17 protein-coding genes are annotated in these 17,022 nt (G+C 44.2%); 7 read left to right on the top strand and 10 right to left on the bottom strand.

Annotation, left to right across the window (positions count from 1 at the left end):
- Positions 1-17: 17 nt before the first annotated feature.
- Positions 18-2,477, top strand: a complete 2,460-nt coding sequence (torA, locus tag SNR28_RS19560) for a trimethylamine-N-oxide reductase TorA (protein ID WP_375750260.1) — start codon at positions 18-20, stop codon at positions 2,475-2,477.
- 83 nt (positions 2,478-2,560) lie between these two features.
- Here torA and SNR28_RS19555 read toward each other — a convergent pair whose 3' ends face one another.
- Positions 2,561-3,205 (bottom strand): DUF2057 family protein, encoded by a 645-nt coding sequence (locus SNR28_RS19555; RefSeq protein WP_375750258.1) that lies wholly within the window; start codon positions 3,203-3,205, stop codon positions 2,561-2,563.
- A gap of 190 nt (positions 3,206-3,395) precedes the next feature.
- Here SNR28_RS19555 and SNR28_RS19550 point away from each other — a divergent pair, with 190 nt between their 5' ends.
- On the top strand, positions 3,396-4,301 hold the full coding sequence (locus SNR28_RS19550) for a manganese-dependent inorganic pyrophosphatase (protein ID WP_375750256.1): 906 nt from the start codon (positions 3,396-3,398) through the stop codon (positions 4,299-4,301).
- 328 nt (positions 4,302-4,629) lie between these two features.
- Positions 4,630-5,022, top strand: coding sequence for a DUF2750 domain-containing protein (locus SNR28_RS19545; protein ID WP_375750254.1), 393 nt, complete (start codon positions 4,630-4,632; stop codon positions 5,020-5,022).
- Positions 5,023-5,030: 8 nt separating this feature from the next.
- Here the strand turns inward: SNR28_RS19545 and SNR28_RS19540 are convergent, their stop codons facing one another.
- The 7 genes from SNR28_RS19540 to pspF all read right to left on the bottom strand — a co-directional run bounded on the left by SNR28_RS19540 (position 5,031) and on the right by pspF (position 11,781).
- Positions 5,031-5,363, bottom strand: a complete 333-nt coding sequence (locus tag SNR28_RS19540) for a DUF4156 domain-containing protein (protein ID WP_375750252.1) — start codon at positions 5,361-5,363, stop codon at positions 5,031-5,033.
- A gap of 30 nt (positions 5,364-5,393) precedes the next feature.
- Positions 5,394-6,185 carry an ATP-binding cassette domain-containing protein gene (locus SNR28_RS19535; RefSeq protein ID WP_375750251.1) on the bottom strand — a complete coding sequence of 264 codons (792 nt, stop codon included), beginning with the start codon at positions 6,183-6,185 and terminating at the stop codon, positions 5,394-5,396.
- Positions 6,182-7,177, bottom strand: a complete 996-nt coding sequence (locus tag SNR28_RS19530) for an oligopeptide/dipeptide ABC transporter ATP-binding protein (RefSeq protein WP_375750250.1) — start codon at positions 7,175-7,177, stop codon at positions 6,182-6,184. Before SNR28_RS19530 ends, SNR28_RS19535 begins: the two co-directional genes overlap by 4 nt.
- On the bottom strand, positions 7,177-8,064 hold the full coding sequence (locus SNR28_RS19525) for an ABC transporter permease subunit (protein WP_375750248.1): 888 nt from the start codon (positions 8,062-8,064) through the stop codon (positions 7,177-7,179). Before SNR28_RS19525 ends, SNR28_RS19530 begins: the two co-directional genes overlap by 1 nt.
- Positions 8,051-9,013, bottom strand: a complete 963-nt coding sequence (locus SNR28_RS19520) for an ABC transporter permease (protein ID WP_375750247.1) — start codon at positions 9,011-9,013, stop codon at positions 8,051-8,053. The genes SNR28_RS19525 and SNR28_RS19520 overlap by 14 nt, the downstream gene beginning before the upstream one ends.
- A gap of 5 nt (positions 9,014-9,018) precedes the next feature.
- Positions 9,019-10,632: an ABC transporter substrate-binding protein gene (locus SNR28_RS19515; RefSeq protein WP_375750246.1), complete on the bottom strand. Its 1,614-nt coding sequence runs from the start codon at positions 10,630-10,632 to the stop codon at positions 9,019-9,021.
- Positions 10,633-10,743: 111 nt separating this feature from the next.
- Positions 10,744-11,781 carry a phage shock protein operon transcriptional activator gene (gene pspF / locus SNR28_RS19510; RefSeq protein ID WP_375750245.1) on the bottom strand — a complete coding sequence of 346 codons (1,038 nt, stop codon included), beginning with the start codon at positions 11,779-11,781 and terminating at the stop codon, positions 10,744-10,746.
- 194 nt (positions 11,782-11,975) lie between these two features.
- Here pspF and pspA point away from each other — a divergent pair, with 194 nt between their 5' ends.
- The 4 genes from pspA (at position 11,976) to SNR28_RS19490 (ending at position 13,919) form a co-directional block, all read left to right on the top strand.
- Entirely contained in the window at positions 11,976-12,644 is a 669-nt protein-coding gene (pspA, locus tag SNR28_RS19505) for a phage shock protein PspA (RefSeq protein WP_375750243.1), read from the top strand.
- A gap of 12 nt (positions 12,645-12,656) precedes the next feature.
- Positions 12,657-12,890, top strand: a complete 234-nt coding sequence (pspB, locus tag SNR28_RS19500; RefSeq protein WP_375750241.1) for an envelope stress response membrane protein PspB — start codon at positions 12,657-12,659, stop codon at positions 12,888-12,890.
- Positions 12,883-13,272, top strand: a complete 390-nt coding sequence (gene pspC, locus SNR28_RS19495; protein WP_375750239.1) for an envelope stress response membrane protein PspC — start codon at positions 12,883-12,885, stop codon at positions 13,270-13,272. Before pspB ends, pspC begins: the two co-directional genes overlap by 8 nt.
- An 80-nt stretch (positions 13,273-13,352) precedes the next feature.
- On the top strand, positions 13,353-13,919 hold the full coding sequence (locus tag SNR28_RS19490) for a DNA-3-methyladenine glycosylase I (protein WP_375750237.1): 567 nt from the start codon (positions 13,353-13,355) through the stop codon (positions 13,917-13,919).
- A 51-nt stretch (positions 13,920-13,970) separates the two neighbouring features.
- On the opposite strand, the gene SNR28_RS19485 is transcribed toward SNR28_RS19490, so the two are convergent.
- Together SNR28_RS19485 and cls are read right to left on the bottom strand one after the other, a co-directional pair.
- Positions 13,971-15,161: a cystathionine beta-lyase gene (locus tag SNR28_RS19485; protein ID WP_375750235.1), complete on the bottom strand. Its 1,191-nt coding sequence runs from the start codon at positions 15,159-15,161 to the stop codon at positions 13,971-13,973.
- 156 nt (positions 15,162-15,317) lie between these two features.
- The gene (gene cls / locus SNR28_RS19480; RefSeq protein WP_375750233.1) at positions 15,318-16,772 is read right to left on the bottom strand and encodes a cardiolipin synthase; all 1,455 of its coding nucleotides are present in this window, start codon (positions 16,770-16,772) and stop codon (positions 15,318-15,320) included.
- Positions 16,773-17,022: the final 250 nt, after the last annotated feature.

The following is a 17,022-nucleotide window of genomic DNA, read 5'->3' as shown; positions in this document are numbered from 1 at the left end:
CTTAAAGGAGTACAACGATGACAATTACACGCAGACGCTTTTTAAAAGGCGCAGCCGCTACCAGTGCTGTATCTGTAATTGGTCCGAGTTTACTAGTATCAGCTTCTGCTAAGGCAGCAGAAGGTAAAGGTAGCTGGAAAACTTCGGGTTCTCACTGGGGCGCGTTCCGCGCTCACGTGGTGGATGGAAAAGTAAATGAGATCAAACCACTTGAGTTGGATAAGTACCCAACTGAAATGATCAACGGCATCAAGGGCATTCTTTATAGCCCATCGCGTGTACGTTATCCTATGGTTCGTCTGGATTGGAAGAAAAAGCACAAGTACGCTGCAGACACGCGCGGTAACAACCGTTTCGTTCGTGTAAGCTGGGATGAAGCTTTAGATCTTTTCTATCAGGAACTAGAACGCGTTCAGAAAGAATACGGCCCATGGGCTCTTCACGCAGGTCAGACTGGCTGGCGTCAGACTGGTCAGGTTCACTCTGCTGGTAACCACATGCAGCGAGCGGTAGCGATGCACGGTAATTTCGTGAAGAAAGTAGGTGACTACTCTACAGGTGCTGGCCAGACAATTCTTCCTTACGTTCTTGGTTCTACTGAAGTATATGCACAGGGCACTTCATGGTCTGAGATTCTGGAGAACAGCGACACAATCGTAATGTGGGCGAACGATCCAGTTAAAAACCTTCAGGTTGGTTGGGCATGTGAGACTCACGAATCATTTGAATACCTAGAGCAACTGAAAGAAAAAGTGGCTAAGAAAGAGATCAAAGTTATCTCTATCGACCCTGTTAAGAACAAGACTCAGCGCTTCCTTAACAACGACCATATGTATGTAAACCCACAGACTGACGTCGCGATGATGCTTGCAATGGCACACGTAATGTATAACGAAGGTCTGTACGACGAAGATTTTGTTGACACTTACTGTCTTGGTTTTGAAGAGTTCATTGCTTACGTTAACGGTGAAACTAAAGATAAAGTGGCTAAAACTCCTGAGTGGGCAGCTGAAATCTGTGGCGTGAAAGCTGACGATATCCGTAACCTAGCACGCGAACTTGTTAAAGGTCGTACTCAGCTTCTGTTTGGTTGGTGTATTCAGCGTCAGCAGCATGGTGAGCAGCCATACTGGATGGGTGCAGTACTAGCGGCGATGATTGGTCAGGTTGGTCTGCCGGGCGGTGGTGTTTCTTATGGTCACCACTACAGCTCTATCGGTGTTCCTTCAACTGGTTTTGCTGGCCCTGGTAGTTTCCCTCGTAACCCTGATAACAAGCCTAAGTGGGACAGCGAAGACTTCAATGGCCACAGCAAGGTTATCCCTGTTGCTCGTTGGGTAGACTGTCTGCTAGAACCTGGTAAGGTTATCAACCACAACGGTAACAAAGTTAACCTACCTGGTTACAAGATGATGGTTATCTCGGGTTGTAACCCATGGCATCACCATCAGGATCGCAACAGAATGAAGACGGCATTTAAGAACCTTCAGACTGTTGTCACTATCGACTTTACCTGGACTGCGAGCTGTCGCTTCTCAGATATCGTACTTCCTGCTTGTACTCAATGGGAACGTAACGACATCGATAACTACGGTTCATACTCAAACCGCGGTATGGTAGCAATGCACAAGCTGGTTGAGCCATTATTCGAATCACGTTCTGACTTCGATATCATGACAGGCCTGACTAAACGCTTTGGCCGTGATAAAGAATACACTCGTGGTATGGATGAAATGGCTTGGGTTAAGCACCTTTACGCAGAATGTGTTAAGAAGAACGAAGGCAAGTTCGCAATGCCATCTTTCGATGAGTTCTGGGAAAAAGGTTACTTCGACGCTGGTAAAGGAAAGCCTTGGGTTCGCCACGCAGCATTCCGTGATGATCCAGAAATGGCTGCACTAGGTACACCTTCTGGTTTCCTTGAAATCTCTAGCCGCAAGATTGGTAAGTTCGGTTACGAGCACTGTCAGGAACACCCAATGTGGTTCGAAAAATCTGAGCGTTCACACGGCGGCCCAGGTTCTAAGAAGCACCCATTCTGGATGCAGTCTTGCCACCCTGATAAGCGTTTGCACTCTCAGATGTGTGACTCTGAAGAGTTCCGTGCGACATACGCAGTACAAGGTCGTGAGCCTGTTTACATGAACCCAGCTGATGCTAAAGCGAAAGGCATCAAAGATGGTGACATCGTACGCGTATTTAACGACCGTGGTCAGCTACTGGCTGGTGCTGTTCTTGATGAAGGTTACGCTCCTGGTGTTATCCGTATCGAAGAAGGTGCATGGTATGGTCCTCTGAACGAGAAAGAGGGTGCTATCGATACCTACGGCGATCCAAACACACTAACTCAGGATATCCCATCTTCTGAGCTTGCTCAGGCGACATCTGCAAACACATGTCTTGTAGATTTCGAGAAGTTTGCTGGCGAAGTTCCACCAGTGACAGCGTTTGGCGGTCCAATGATTGTTGAAGGTTAATTTTCTGATTCAGAAATCAACCTGATAGCGAAAACAGAGCCGGTCATTAATGAGTGACCGGCTTTTTACATATGTAAGATAAATTATTGGTTGTTTATAAATTCTTTGAACTTTGTTTTTGTTTCTTCGTCTGCCTGTTCATACCAGAAATGTAGCATTGACTCTTCTTTGTTTTTAAACTGTCCTTCCTGAGCCTCCATTTCAGGTACGATAGCGACAATTTCCTTGTGTCGGGTTATCGCAGCCGGGCCTCCAGCTTTGTTATATTCGGATACTTCAGTTTGAAAATTTCTACTTAACTGAAAACCTTCGAAATGCAACGTGTCTTGAGCAACAGGAACGGCTTGATTCAGTTTAGTATCTACTAATGCCCACCTTTTCTCAGCTAAGTACTGTTTAGCTTGTTTTTGGTTTTTCGCTTTATCTATATCTATCGTTAGTTCAGCATTTGAGGCGTTGAACTTGGCAATAATGACATCACTTTCGAGCACTTCTCTTTCATCTTTCTTATCAAAGTAATAGGAGTATTTAAACGCAATTTGGTTTTCACCATCTGGTAACGTAACTGCTTTGGTTGACGAGAACAGGCCGCCACCTTTTGAATCGGCTTTTTGACCGTTGACAACATATAAGTCAATACTGCCATCGAACTGAAGGTTGACATCGGCATAGACTGAGCAACTGACGGAAATAAGGGCTGAGAGCAGCAAAGGTTTTGTAATTTTCATAATTTTCACTTAGTTGATGCTGGTAAGCTTCGGAATATAACGGGATTGTTGCTTTTTTCTTACTTTAAGCCAATGACAAATTGAAAAATTCATGTAAAGTAATCACCAAATGTGAGCAGGTTCAGGGAGCTTCAATGAGGAGTGTACCCACTTAATGAACCCCAAATTTATACTTGTAATAGGAAGAAACATGATTCAAGTTGTCGGCCATAAAAACCCGGATAGCGATAGTATTTGTAGTGCACTAGTAGCGACTCAGCTACTTAAAGCACGTGGTTTGGAAGCGAAAGCAGTTCGCCAGGGCGAACTTAACCGTGAAACTCAATACATTCTTGAGCAAGCTGGAGTAGAAGCACCTGAGATGTGTACTGGCGTTGCTGGCGAGAAAATCTGGCTGGTAGACTATTCTGACCTTGCTCAGGCACCAGATGATGTTAAAGAAGCTGAAATCGTAGGTATCGTTGATCACCACCGACTAGGTGATGTGATGACAGTAAACCCTCTTGAAGCTTGGATCTGGCCTGTTGGTTGTACTTGTACTATCCTTTTCAACCTTTTCAAAATGGAAGAAGTTGAAATCACTAAACCTCTTGCAACGCTAATGATGTCTGCAATTCTTTCTGACACGGTAGGCTTCGCGTCTCCAACTTGTACTCAAAAAGATAAAGATGCTGTTCAGGAGCTTGCTAAGTTTGCTGAAGTTGAAGATCTTGATTTGTTCATCAAAAACCTTCTAATTGCTAAAACTGATATCGAAGGTCTTACAGCCGCTCAACTTGTAGAAAAAGATCTTAAAGCTTACCCATTCAACGAGCGTGATGTTGTTGTTGGTCAGATCGAGCTTGCAACACTTGAGCAGGTTGAAGGTATGATTGAAGGCCTTGAAGCAGATCTTCAGCGTCGTTGTGACGAAGAAGGTCTTGCATTTGCTGCGGTTATGCTAACGGACATCACAACAGCAACAACTCGTCTTCTATACAAAGGTGAGTGGGCTGAGAAGCTGGTTAAGCATGAGCAAGACGGCATGCTAATGATGGAAAACACGCTAAGCCGTAAGAAGCAAGGTTGGCCTTGGCTTCAGGGTGAATTGGCGTAATTCGTTTTCCCATAAACGAATAGAAAGGCGAGGGTGTTTACCTTCGCCTTTTGTTTTGTACGACATAGTTCGCTGAGTGGGTTATATGCTTCTGGAGTAAAACCTGTTTTTCATGGACGAAAAACCGGAGCCTACATGGAAGTACTTGCGGCGTTTTTACGGAAGAATCATATAACCCACTAGGCCCACAAGCTAGGTAGCCATGCCTCCGCAAACCGCTCATGACATCCATGTGCGCTTAAAACTGTACATCCATGTACAATTATGTTTGCTCCAGCACAACAACCTAACTTGTTCAACCTATTCAAGTAAAAGGCTTGGTATGACAATGACAAAAAAACTTGAACAATCCCGCATTGATGAAATAAACAAAATGGATCTTGAACAGCGATTTAAGTACTGCATTAAAGAGATCGTAGCGAGCCGTGAAGTCTGGATTCTTAAAGATGAGCATGGTTGCGTCATGCTAAACACTGAAGATGATGACTGTGTGCCAGTATGGCCAAACGAAGAGTTCGCCAAAGAGTGGGCAACGGGTGACTGGGAAGAGTGTGTTCCGGAATCTATCTCGTTGAACAAGTGGCACAGTCGCTGGACTGTCGGGCTTGAAGACGATGAGCTGTCAATTGCCGTTTTCCCGAATGCGAATGAAGAAGGCGTAATTCTGTTTCCTGACGAGTTCGATTTTGAACTTAAGAAACAGAATAACAAAAATAGATAGTCAGCTGATTATTTCTGACATTTATATACTGAGGCCTGATAGGTCACAGATGTAACAAAGTCGTGAGGTGGTGCCAGTACAACGGTATCACCTCCAATTTCACTTGCCGCATTAACCACTTTATTCATCGCCCCTGTAATCATCACATCGTTGCCGTATAAAAAGTAGTTATACCAATGTCCCTCTGTGCCAGTTACTCTCCCGAGCCATTCACAATTGTCTATACGAGCCGTATTGATGTAGAGCACCTGAACACTTGAGCCTTTATCTGACATCTGTTCAGTAGGTGTAGTACAACCACTTAGGGCAAAAAACACTAGAATTGAGAAATACCTAACCATCTTCAAACATCCTTGTTTTTTGATTCTAAATCAGCACCTTTTATGGTTTGGAGCCGTATAGAAATGGCTCTCAACCAATCTTTGTGTAATAGGGTGCTGAGGGCAGGTAAGTACCTTATCTGTCTCACCGTATTCCACAACTTCACCTTCATGCATAACCATCACCTTATCGGTGATATGTTTGATGATGCCGATGTGCTGTGAAACATAGACAAACGATACTCCCATTTCTTCCTGAAGCTCTAAGAACAGGTTGATAATCTGAGAGCGCATAGCCATGTCCAGACCATTTAACGCTTCGTCTGCGATAATAACGGAAGGTTGTAACACTAAAGCTCTGGCAAGGCACACGCGCTGCTTTTGACCGGCAGCCAGCATTTGCGGGTAGAAATAAGCATGCTCTGGAAGCAATCCTACGCGGGAAAGCGTCTCTTTTACGCGCGCCATTCGAGCATCAGGTGGCATGTTCGTATTCCGCTTTAACGGGCCTTCGAGTATTCGGCCAATTTGAATACGAGGATTAAGCGATGTATTTGGATCGCGGAAAATCATGCGTATCAGTTTGCAGCGAGTCGAGTAATCTTTATGCTCTAGTCTTTCGCCATTTATACGAATTTCACCGCTAGTCGGCTCTACAACACCTGCCAGCATTTTTGCTATCGTGGATTTACCCGATCCGTTTTGGCCAATAAAGCCTATTGTTTGCCCTGCATCCAACGAAAAGCTTACTGGTTTTACCGCTTCTTTGGTTTTCTTTCTGAAAAAACCAGAACGGTTGACGAACACTTTGGATAGCTCTTCAACTTCTAACAACGAACTCATTGACGCTTCTCCGTATTCAGAGGGAAGTGGCAGGAAAACTTATGGCCTTTGATTTTCTTGCTGAACGGGTATTCGACACACTGACGCTGAGCATAAGGGCAACGAGGCCCTAGTCGACAGCCGATAGGCAAGTGCTGCAGGGGTGGAATAGACCCGGGCAGTGACTGCAACTTCTGTTTGTGCGGTATCCAATCCCCAAAATCAGGCATCGCTTTAAGCAAAGCGATAGTGTAAGGGTGTTTTGGCGAATTTAGAATTTGCTCTGTTGATGCGGATTCCACCGATTGACCACAGTACATAACGGTGATTCTCTTAGCCCACTGAGTAATCGTAGTCAGGTCATGCCCGATAAGCAGAATGGTTGTGTTGTTAACCTGATTCATCCGGCTCAATAGCCTCAATATCTGCGACTGAGTGATGGGGTCCAGGTCGTTCGTTGGTTCATCTGCAATCAGTATTCTTGGCTTTGCTGCGATAGCCATCGCTATCATAACCTTCTGACACTCGCCATCGGTGAGTTCGTATGGGTAGGAGGTCATGATTCTTTTATGATCTTTGATACCAACTTTATGAAGCAGCGCTATTGCTTGTTTCCGACGCCATTTCACTCTTTGCCACCATCGCCCTTCAAAAGATTTAGAAGGGATGGACTCTGCAAGCTGGTGTCCTACTTCTTCGGATGGGTCCAGGCAGGTTTGAGGTTCCTGAAAAATCATTGCAACATCGCGTGCAATCACTTGCCGTCGCTCCTTTGGAGAAAGCTGGAGCAAGTCCACATCGCCAAGTCGCATTCTGTCAGCTGTTACACGCCAGTTGTCTTTACATATTCCAACAATGGCTTTAGCGACCAGGCTTTTGCCTGAGCCAGATTCACCCACTAATCCACGAATATCACCTTCCTGAATGGTGAGGCTTACGCGGTCTACAGCTTTAACTAAGCCGTGAGGTGTCTCGATTTCTATCGTAAGGTGGCGGAAATCTAATAATGGCATTACTCAACTCCCGCATTCAGGGCTTGTCGTACACCATCACCAACGAGGTTGATGGTCACAACAACAAACATAATAACCAGTCCTGGTAGTGTTACCGTCCAGGGTGCCAGGTAAATTAACTCTACGGAATCGCCAAGTACCGCACCCCATTCTGTGCTCGGTGCCTGAGCCCCCAGACCAAGGAAACCAAGAGCAGTGATATCCAGAATAGCAATGGTTAATGCCATAGTGAGTTCAGCAGCAATCACTGGGAGTATGTTAGGGAAAATAGAGTTCCAGAGCAGATAGAAGTCGTTCGCTCCGTCTAGTCTTGCGGCCATGATGTAGTCTTTGTCTACCTCAGCATGAACTGCGGTGTAAAGCGAACGAATAAAACGTGGAACTAGTGCGAGACAAATCGCCAGCAAGATATTGAACTCGCCGAACCCAAGGTAGGCGACAAAAATGATCGCTAGAAGCAGAGATGGTATCGACATTACAGTATCGAAAAGATGGTTCAGCGTACTGGAAAGCAGGCCTTTGGTCATACCTGCCAGAATGCCAATCAGACAACCAATAAAAGCGGCAATCGCTGTGATGATAACGGCTGCACCAAATGTTAATCGTGATCCCTCGATAATTCGGGAGAGTATATCCCTGCCAAGGTCATCTGTCCCCAGAAAGTATTCGACGGTACCAAGAGTGTTCCATGAAGGTGGGACAAGCAAGTTTCCGGTCTGAAGCTGCGGATCGTGAGGAGTTATCCATGGTGATGCAAGAGTAACAAGAATGATACCCAGTAGGCACCACAGTCCAAACATCGCGAGACTATTGTTTCTGAAACTTCGCCAGAAACGCTCGAACTGAGTCGGGACATGCTCTTCCTGATAAATACTATCTGTTAGCATACCACTCTTTCCTTACTAATGGGTTTACCATGGTTCCGATGAGGTCAGACAGAATGTTTGCTGACAACACAACCGTTGCGACAACGATAACGCCAGCTTGAATAGAAGCAAAGTCCTGATTGGCAAGGGCATCGATCAGCCATCGACCAATACCAGGCCAGTTGAACACTGATTCCGTGATGATGGCAAACGTAAACATACTTGAAAGCTGTACACCAAATTTTGGAACGATTGGAGGAAGCGCATTCCTCATCACATGCTCCATAATAATTTCATATTTGGATAAACCTTTGATTCTTGCAACACGAATATAGTTGGCAGCCATGACTTCGGTAACAGAGGCTCTCATTAAACGGATTACCTGAGTAGTCGGTCCAAGTGCCAGTACCAGGCAAGGGAGCACAAGGTGCTCTAAAACACTTTCCAATGCTAAAGCTCTGTGCGGTTTGTTAGACAGCATGGCGTCAATAATGGCAAATCCGGTGACGTGATCTATTTCGTAAAGAACATTGTAACGACCGGATACCGGTAAAATCTCAAGGTTTAAAGAGAAAAACATAATCATCAGCAACGCAACCCAGAAAATAGGGGCTGAGTAACCGGACATTGAGATAAACGAGATAACGCTATCGACCATCTTGCCCTGACGCATACCAGCCAGAGTGCCAAGCGGGATACCGATAAGCAAAGAAAAAGTAAAAGCAAAAAAGCAGAGTTCCAGAGTGGCCGGAAAAACCACAACCAGTTCTTCGATGATAGGTGTACCGTTATTGTTTACACCAAAATCAAGCTGAAAAATCTGTTCCAGATATTGAGTCCAGCCTGGAAAGAAGGGCACTGATGCGGCAGCGGAATTAGGATCCAGACGCAGAATGCTATACCCAACCATTGTCAGAATGATCAGTGTAATAACAAACAGGTTAAGGCGACGAATGGTATATTTGAACATAGTCGTTAACGCCTCTCCACTTGATAAAAAGATTGTGAGCTAAAAGGGCTAATATCAAAGCCAGTTAAAGACTTATGATGAGCCTGGAATTGCACGCCATGAGCCAGAGGAATAACTGGGACCTCTTCAGTCATAATGGCTTGTGCTTCACGATATAAGTTGAGTCGGTGCCTAGAGTTGTTGGTTTCTTTAGCCAAATCCAAAAGAAAGTCGAAATCCGGGTTACACCACATAGAAACATTTAAACCGGCTTGCTCTGCGTTGCAAGAGAGTAGAGGGCGTAAAAAGTTGTCCGGGTCTCCGGTACTGGCTATCCAGCCTGTGAGAATAAGGTCAATGTTCCTGACTTTGCTCAGCTCAGTTCGATCAAATCGATCGCTTGTAAGCAGCTCAAGCTTTACTCCGATATCGGCGAAACTTGCCTGAATAAGCTCAGCTGTTTTTCTAGGGCTAGGATTATACGACTTAGGCTCTAATGGTACCCACATAGAGAGCTCAAGACCGTTGCGATAACCAGCTTCCCTTAGAAGTGCCAACGCATAGTTTCTGTCGTATCTGACACGGTTATCTTTCGCATAGGCCCAGGACGAAGGAGGTAAAAGTGTATAGGCCTGAGACCCCGTTCCATAATAAACAGAATCGAGAATGTTTTTCCGGTTTATAGATAGGCTAAGAGCTTTACGTACACGGGCGTCGTTCAATGCAGGGTGTTCAGTGTTTACTGCGACGAAAGCAACGTTCATTGCTTCTTTAGTTTCGAGTATTAAATCTTCGTGCTCTTTAATAATCGGAATCTGACTGGAAAGTGGAGAGGTAAGCACGTCACACTCTTGTCTTAGCAGCTTAGCCAGTGGACCTGTGCCTCTTGCAGAAATATTGAAGACAACTTGCTTCATCTTTGGTTGTCCACGCCAGTAATTCACATGCCGTTTCAGTCTGACCAGATCACCAACCTGATACTCAGCAAGATAGAATGGACCGGTACCGACGGGGTGAGTATCGATATCTCGTAGCTGGTTGTTGACTCTCAACTGCTCTGCGTATTCAAGAGAGTGAATAACGGCAAAGGATGTTGAAATATTGGATAGAAAAGTATTGTCCGAGCGCGAAAGCGTAAACTTAACCGTGTGATCATCGATAGCAGATACAGACTGAATTAGACCATCAAAACCGATACTACTAAACCAAGGGTATCCACTATTGCTGGTATGGTGGTAAGGGTTAGATTTATCAGTGATACGACTAAAACTAAACACAACATCGTGTGCGTTTAATGGGCGGCTAGGAGAAAACCAACTGGTCGTCTGAAACTGAACATCGTCTTTGAGTTTAAAAGTGAATTCCGTTGCTTCATCATTAACAGTCCAGCTGGTGGCGAGGTTTGCTGCTGGCTCATGAGTGTCAGGATCAAGCTTTAGCAGAGAATCAAACAGCTGCTGACTCAATACTTCAGAAGTGATACCACTATCAACAAGCTGGGGGTTAAACGATGTAGGGGCAGTTTGACCACAAAATACGAAACCGTCCTTCCGGACTTGAGAGTCGTCAAACTCTTCACCACACCCTACCAGAGCGCTTAAACTGAAGATTGAAAAAATAACTTTTACATATGCTTTCATAGAAAGAGTAGTCTTGGTTAGACCGATCGCTTTATGGCGATGAATTTTTTGATCCGCATAATTTACCACTATTATCTTTATAGACCAAACATATACATAGTCATAGTAGCCTTAGTTGCTGTTGTTTTCTGCAGTTGGCCCCACTAAATTGTATTTTCGTAGCATTCCGCGCAGTTGGTGGTAACTCAAGCCCATAAGGCCAGCGGCAGCTTTTTGATTGTGTTTTGCGTGCTCAAGTGCGGCGTTAAGCAGATTGATATCAGCTTCTTCTTGCCGGTCTTTATAGTTTATTGGAAAAGAAAACTTTTCAGAATGCTGTGCTTTATCTATATCTTCAGTAGGTTGGGTACTTTCTGATACAGATTCTTTATCTTCCTGCCATTGTGAAATGAAAGGATTGAGGGTTAGTTCTTCAATGGGCAGTTCAGACGTACCGTTTCTATATACCGCTCTTTCTACGACGTTTTTGAGTTCTCTTACATTCCCCGGCCATTTGTACTCCATTAGCTGAGAGTATGCGTATTCACTAAAACCGGTAAACAAAGGAAGTTTTAGTTCTCGACACATTTTTATGGCGTAGTGCTCGGCAAGCAGTGGAATATCTTCTTTACGTTGTCTGAGTGGAGGGATATGCACCACATCGAAAGCTAATCGATCAAGCAGGTCTGGCCTGAACTTTTCTTCTGCTACTTGTTCTTGTATGTCAGCATTGGTTGCACAAATCAGTCGAACATTGGACTGAAGAGTCTTATTACCACCCACACGTTCATACTCACCATATTCAATCACCCTTAATAACTTTTCCTGAACAGAAAGGGGGGCTGTGGCCAGTTCATCAAGAAACAGGGTGCCATTTTCTGCTCGTTCAAATCGCCCCTGGTGCTTGCCTTTCGAGCCAGTGAAGGATCCTGATTCATGACCGAATAACTCAGAATCAATGAGTCCTTCACTTAGAGCAGAACAGTTTAAGGACACAAGAGGTTGGTCCCATCGCTTAGAAAGGTAATGGAGTCGCTGGGCGATAAGCTCTTTACCGGTACCTCTTTCACCTAAAATCAATACAGGTCTTTCGATTGGCGCTAGCTTTGAAACTTTGTCTAGTACCGCGAGAAAAAGGGCTGATTCACCTATTAGGGTTTGTTCCTTCATATAATGGCCTTATTGGATGGTAAAAATCACCACTTGTTGGTTATTCTCATCGTAGCATGAATGGTGTGAATTACACTAAATATCTAACTGGTTGAAATTTAACACTTAAAAAGTTGGCATGCATCTTGGTTATTAGATAGTAACTTTAAGAGCATAGTCTCAAAGAACTAGGTGATTTACTAAGGAGTTAAATTATGGGTATTTTTTCTCGTTTTGCAGATATCGTGAATTCAAACATTAGTGCACTATTAGATAAAGCAGAAGATCCTGAAAAGATGATTCGTCTTATTTTACAAGAGATGGAAGACACTCTGGTTGAAGTAAGAACAAACTCTGCAAAAGCAATGGCTGATAAAAAAGAGCTTGCCCGTCGAGTAGATGCTATGGAAGTTCAGATTCTGGAGTGGCAGCAAAAAGCAACATTGGCACTGACGAAGGAGCGTGAAGATTTGGCGCGTGCAGCTTTGATTGAAAAGCAGAAACTGCAGGATGTCGTTAAAGGCTTGCATACAGAACAAACATTGGTTGAAGAAACCATTGAGAAGTTAACTGGAGAAATTGGTAAGCTGGAAGCTAAAATCAACGAAACGCGAGCAAAGCAGCAAGCGCTCGTTATCCGTCGGGAAGCGGCAGGCAGTCGTCGAGACGTTCAGCGTACACTGCATACAAGTCGAACTGATGAAGCATTATCTAAATTTGACCAGTATGAAAGACGCATTGATGAACTGGAAGCTGAAGCAGACAGCTATGCTCTTTCAGGACAGGGTAAATCGCTTGATCAGGAGTTTGCAGAACTTCAGGCTCAGGATGAAATTGAGAGTGAGTTAGCGAAACTTAAAGAGCAGATGAATAAGAACCAATAATAGGAGTGAACTATGTCAACAGCCTTTATCACGGTACCATTAATCGTATTTCTGATCTTCGTGGCACCTCTGTGGTTGTTTCTTCACTACCGAAGCAAGAAAACGTCAGCCAGTGGCTTATCTCAGGAAGATTATGAAAAGCTAGAATCGCTGTCGGCGAAGGCGGAGTCACTACAGAAGCGAGTAAACTCATTGGAGCGTATTCTGGATTCTGAAACGCCAAACTGGAGGCAAAACTATGAATAACAGGCAACTGTACAGAGACCCTGTAAATGGGAAACTGATGGGGGTTTGTGCTGGTATTGCCAACTATCTTGGTGCGGAGATATGGCTGATCCGTATTCTTGTTGTTTCGGCAGCCCTGCTAGGTGGTAGTTTTCTTGTGGTATTGGCGTATGTGGCATTTACTCTGATGCTAGAAAAGCAGCCTTACGAATATCAAGAATCGATGAAAACTCAACGAGACCACAAGCTAAAGAGTAAAGCATGGCAAGCCGGTCAACCAGCCGTTAAGCTATTGGAAAATATAGAATCTGAGCTTGGGGAAGTTGACAAAAAAGTGCGGGTTGTAGAGGCCTACGTTACCTCTGATGCCTATAAAGTCAATCGCGAGTTTCGTAAGCTATAACTAGCAATCAAAAACTGGTACTCAATCGTTTATTTAATATGAAAGCCTCCATACGTGGAGGTTTTTTGTCAGGTGGAGCAATGGAAAAGAACAGATGTGGCTGGGCAAATGTCTCTGAACTCGATGCCAGATATCACGATGAAGAGTGGGGTAGGGAAGTTCATGATGATAACAAGTTATTTGAATGTATATCACTGGAAGGTGCTCAGGCTGGGCTGAGTTGGAGCACGATACTTAAAAAGCGAGAAGGTTATCGAAAAGCTTTCTGCAACTTCGATCTTGAAAAGGTTGCCGCTTTTGACACGTCAAAAATTGATTCATTAGTCGCAAACCCAGAGATAGTGAGACACAGAGGTAAAATCGAATCCGTGGTCAATAACGCCAGAGTGATTCGAACAATACAAAAAGAGTATGGTTCTCTGGATACTTACATATGGGCATTCGTAGACAGTAAGCCAATAATTAACAACTGGCGATCTCTCGAAGATGTCCCTGCGTCTACACCACTATCCGATCAAATGAGCAAGGATATGAAAAAACGGGGCTTTAAGTTTGTTGGAACAACAACTATGTATGCATTTGCACAGGCAATAGGGCTGGTAGACGATCACTTGGAAGATTGCTGGTGCAGAAAAGATAAGTGCTGATACATGTTATCAGCACTAATCGGTATTAGCTCAAATCTGGGGTGTGACTTATTAGCTATTTAGCTTGGCATTATATCTTTCGAAACCAGCTTCTAAATCAGCGATAAGGTCGTCGACATTTTCTAACCCGATGTGAAGGCGGATAAGCGTGCCTTCAAATTTTGGATTTGCTACGGTTCTCAAACTTTTAAATGAGCTTGGTTCATTAGCCAGAATCAAGCTTTCAAAGCCACCCCATGAGTAACCCATGCTGAAGTGGTTCATACCATCTAATAATTCGGTCGTTGCTTTGCTATCAGAAGTTTTTAACACAAAAGAGAACAGTCCGTTACTACCAGTAAAATCTCGCTTGAAGAACTCGTGACCAGGACAGCTTTCCAGTGCGGGATGTCGGACATGATCCACTTCAGGTCTTTGAGATAACCAGTTGGCGACTTTCAGGCTGTTCTCCTGATGTTGGCGCAGGCGAACATCCAGAGTTCTTATTCCTCTTAAGCCAAGGTAAGCATCATCTGGGGAAACACACTGCCCCATAAGGTAGCTTTGCTCGCGCAGTTGATCCCAGTATTTTTCATGGGTAACGGCAGTTCCCAGCATGACATCGGAATGACCAACAATATACTTTGTTGCTGCCTGAATAGAGATATCAACGCCATGTTCAAATGGAGAAAAGTTGACACCTGCCGCCCACGTGTTATCCAGCATAACCACTACGTCTGATTCGTGAGCGATTCTAGCCAAAGTAGGGACGTCTTGAACCTCCATTGTTATTGAACCAGGGGATTCAAGAAATAGCACGGTTGTATTTGGCTGTATCAGATCTCGGATTTCTTCTCCAATTAATGGATCGAAGTAGGTTGTTTCAACCCCCATTTTCTTGAGAATCACATCGCAAAAATCTCGAGTTGGTTCGTAACAAGTATCAACCATCAGGATATGATCGCCGGTTTTGACGAATGAGAGTATTGCGTTAGATATTGCAGCCGTGCCACAAGGATAAAGGGCACAACCGACACCGCCTTCAACTTCGTTCATTGCTTCCTGAAAAGCAAAATGGGTGTTAGTTCCTCTGCGTCCATAAAACAACGCTTTATTCGCACGTTGTTTTGTAGCCTCGTTCTTCTCTGCAACTGTTTCAAAAACAACGGTAGAAGCACGTTGAACCGGTGGGTTAACAACTCCGTTGGTCCATTTTTTATCTCTGCCAGCCGTGACAAATGTGGTTTCTTTCTTTTCGGTCATTATTGGTCCCTAAAATACCGACAAACATAAAGATCGTTGTTGGGAGCACCCAGTTCAACCTTTACAGTGAATTGTAATTACTAGTGATAAAACCAGAATGAAGAAGGTTACGCAAGTGCGTAACGTCATTACATATACTCTTTGGTTTTACATTGACTAGAGTAGTGGGCTAAACAGATAAAAGACTCTTTCGAAGAATCGGTAGTAGACCTTCCGGTTACTCCACTGCTCTTTGGTAATCTGTGTAGAAGAGTTGATATAGTCTATCTGTAATCGATGGACTTTTTGAGTGAACTCGACACTATCAACCGCAAGAGTTAATTCAAAGTTGAGCCATAGACTTCTCATATCCAGATTAACCGTTCCGATTAAGCAGTATTGTTCGTCTACAACCACGGATTTTGTATGTAGCAATCCACCTTCGAACTCGAATATTCTTACTCCGGCAGCTAATAGCTCGTCATAGTAGGCTCGCGAAGCCCACTGCACCATCAGAGAGTCATTCTTTTTTGGAATGATGATATCGACCTGAACCCCTCTTTGCGCGGTCATTTTCAACTCTTCAAGCAACTCATCGCTAGGTACAAAATAAGGCGTGGTAATTTTCAGCGAGTGATTAGCCTGATTGATTGCTAACGTCAGTACTTGTTGAATCAGGTTTTCAGGCATGCCTGGGCCTGATGGGACAACTTGAACAGGTAGTGGTTTCTCTGCGGGTTCAATAAAACATTCTGGAAGGGTTGGTAGGTTTCTTTCTCCTGTCTCTACTTCCCAATCCCAGGCGTGGATAGCCGACAGCACATTGACTGTTGGACCTGTAACTCTAATCATCACATCAATCCATTGCCCAACACCGGCATCCTGCTTGAAGAATGAAGGATCTACCAGATTCATCGAACCTGTATAAGCCACTTCGTCATCAATGACGACAATTTTGCGATGTTGTCTGAGATCTAATCTGCGAAGAAACACACGCCATGGGCTTACACCAAGCGCTTGTTTAACCGTCACACCAGATGACTCTAGCATTTCTACCCAGTGGCTACGGAAAAAGCGATGGCTACCGGCAGAATCTAATAACAACTGTACTTTCACACCGCGCTTCGCTGCTCTGACTAATGCTGAACCAACCGCGTCTGCCAGACCACCAACGTGCCAAATGTAGAAAACCATACGAATATGTGACTGAGCGCTTTCGATATCATCGACGAGATCTCGAAGAATATCTTGAGGTGAGTCGTTGAGGGAGAGTTCGTTACCGCATAGGGCAGGGATATCCATTCGATTCGTACATAAATCATCGATTTTCGATATCTGAGGGCTCATTAGCTGAGGCAAATGAGCATTGCAATTGTGAAGTTGAGAGAACCAATCCCCATAGGGAGTGAACATGCTCTTGGCTCGTTCAGCGCGCTTTCGCCCCAGATTAAGCTCTCCAAAAAGAAAATAACAGAACACCCCAAAAATAGGGATGATATAGATGATCATCAGCCACGCCAGAGAAACGCTGACCGCTCGTCGTCTCAGCACTACGCGAATGGTGACACCCGCAACCAGTACCCAGTATCCGATCAGACTAAATAGTGTTAGAACCTGATAAAACTTTTCCATTATTCCCTGAAAGTAAGGTGTTGAGATTAATTGATAATAATACGATTCACCTTATATGTCCGTTGTTTATTTTGAATTCGACAGAATGCCTGAAAAAGAGGATGTGTGATGTAGTGAAACTGTAAACATTCGTTCATCGGGTGAATTACTGATTAATTTATCATCAGTTGAATCTGTTTTTAAAATATCGTAACACAGACTCAAAACGCTACATCGATCAAAAAAATAGAATTTAAGCAGGATAATGCAA

It is taken from the genome of Vibrio iocasae (assembly GCF_042245395.1).
GTDB classification, from domain to species: Bacteria; Pseudomonadota; Gammaproteobacteria; order Enterobacterales; family Vibrionaceae; genus Vibrio; species Vibrio iocasae.
The sequence above is the reverse complement of the archived record's forward strand: the minus strand, read 5'-3'. Positions and strand labels throughout refer to the sequence as shown.

Coding starts and splice junctions, on each gene's coding strand:
- torA (WP_375750260.1), top strand. CDS start 18: ATGACAATTACACGCAGACGCTTTTTAAAAGGCGCAGCCGCTACCAGT.
- SNR28_RS19555 (WP_375750258.1), bottom strand. CDS start 3,205: ATGAAAATTACAAAACCTTTGCTGCTCTCAGCCCTTATTTCCGTCAGT.
- SNR28_RS19550 (WP_375750256.1), top strand. CDS start 3,396: ATGATTCAAGTTGTCGGCCATAAAAACCCGGATAGCGATAGTATTTGT.
- SNR28_RS19545 (WP_375750254.1), top strand. CDS start 4,630: ATGACAAAAAAACTTGAACAATCCCGCATTGATGAAATAAACAAAATG.
- SNR28_RS19540 (WP_375750252.1), bottom strand. CDS start 5,363: ATGGTTAGGTATTTCTCAATTCTAGTGTTTTTTGCCCTAAGTGGTTGT.
- SNR28_RS19535 (WP_375750251.1), bottom strand. CDS start 6,185: ATGAGTTCGTTGTTAGAAGTTGAAGAGCTATCCAAAGTGTTCGTCAAC.
- SNR28_RS19530 (WP_375750250.1), bottom strand. CDS start 7,177: ATGCCATTATTAGATTTCCGCCACCTTACGATAGAAATCGAGACACCT.
- SNR28_RS19525 (WP_375750248.1), bottom strand. CDS start 8,064: ATGCTAACAGATAGTATTTATCAGGAAGAGCATGTCCCGACTCAGTTC.
- SNR28_RS19520 (WP_375750247.1), bottom strand. CDS start 9,013: ATGTTCAAATATACCATTCGTCGCCTTAACCTGTTTGTTATTACACTG.
- SNR28_RS19515 (WP_375750246.1), bottom strand. CDS start 10,632: ATGAAAGCATATGTAAAAGTTATTTTTTCAATCTTCAGTTTAAGCGCT.
- pspF (WP_375750245.1), bottom strand. CDS start 11,781: ATGAAGGAACAAACCCTAATAGGTGAATCAGCCCTTTTTCTCGCGGTA.
- pspA (WP_375750243.1), top strand. CDS start 11,976: ATGGGTATTTTTTCTCGTTTTGCAGATATCGTGAATTCAAACATTAGT.
- pspB (WP_375750241.1), top strand. CDS start 12,657: ATGTCAACAGCCTTTATCACGGTACCATTAATCGTATTTCTGATCTTC.
- pspC (WP_375750239.1), top strand. CDS start 12,883: ATGAATAACAGGCAACTGTACAGAGACCCTGTAAATGGGAAACTGATG.
- SNR28_RS19490 (WP_375750237.1), top strand. CDS start 13,353: ATGGAAAAGAACAGATGTGGCTGGGCAAATGTCTCTGAACTCGATGCC.
- SNR28_RS19485 (WP_375750235.1), bottom strand. CDS start 15,161: ATGACCGAAAAGAAAGAAACCACATTTGTCACGGCTGGCAGAGATAAA.
- cls (WP_375750233.1), bottom strand. CDS start 16,772: ATGGAAAAGTTTTATCAGGTTCTAACACTATTTAGTCTGATCGGATAC.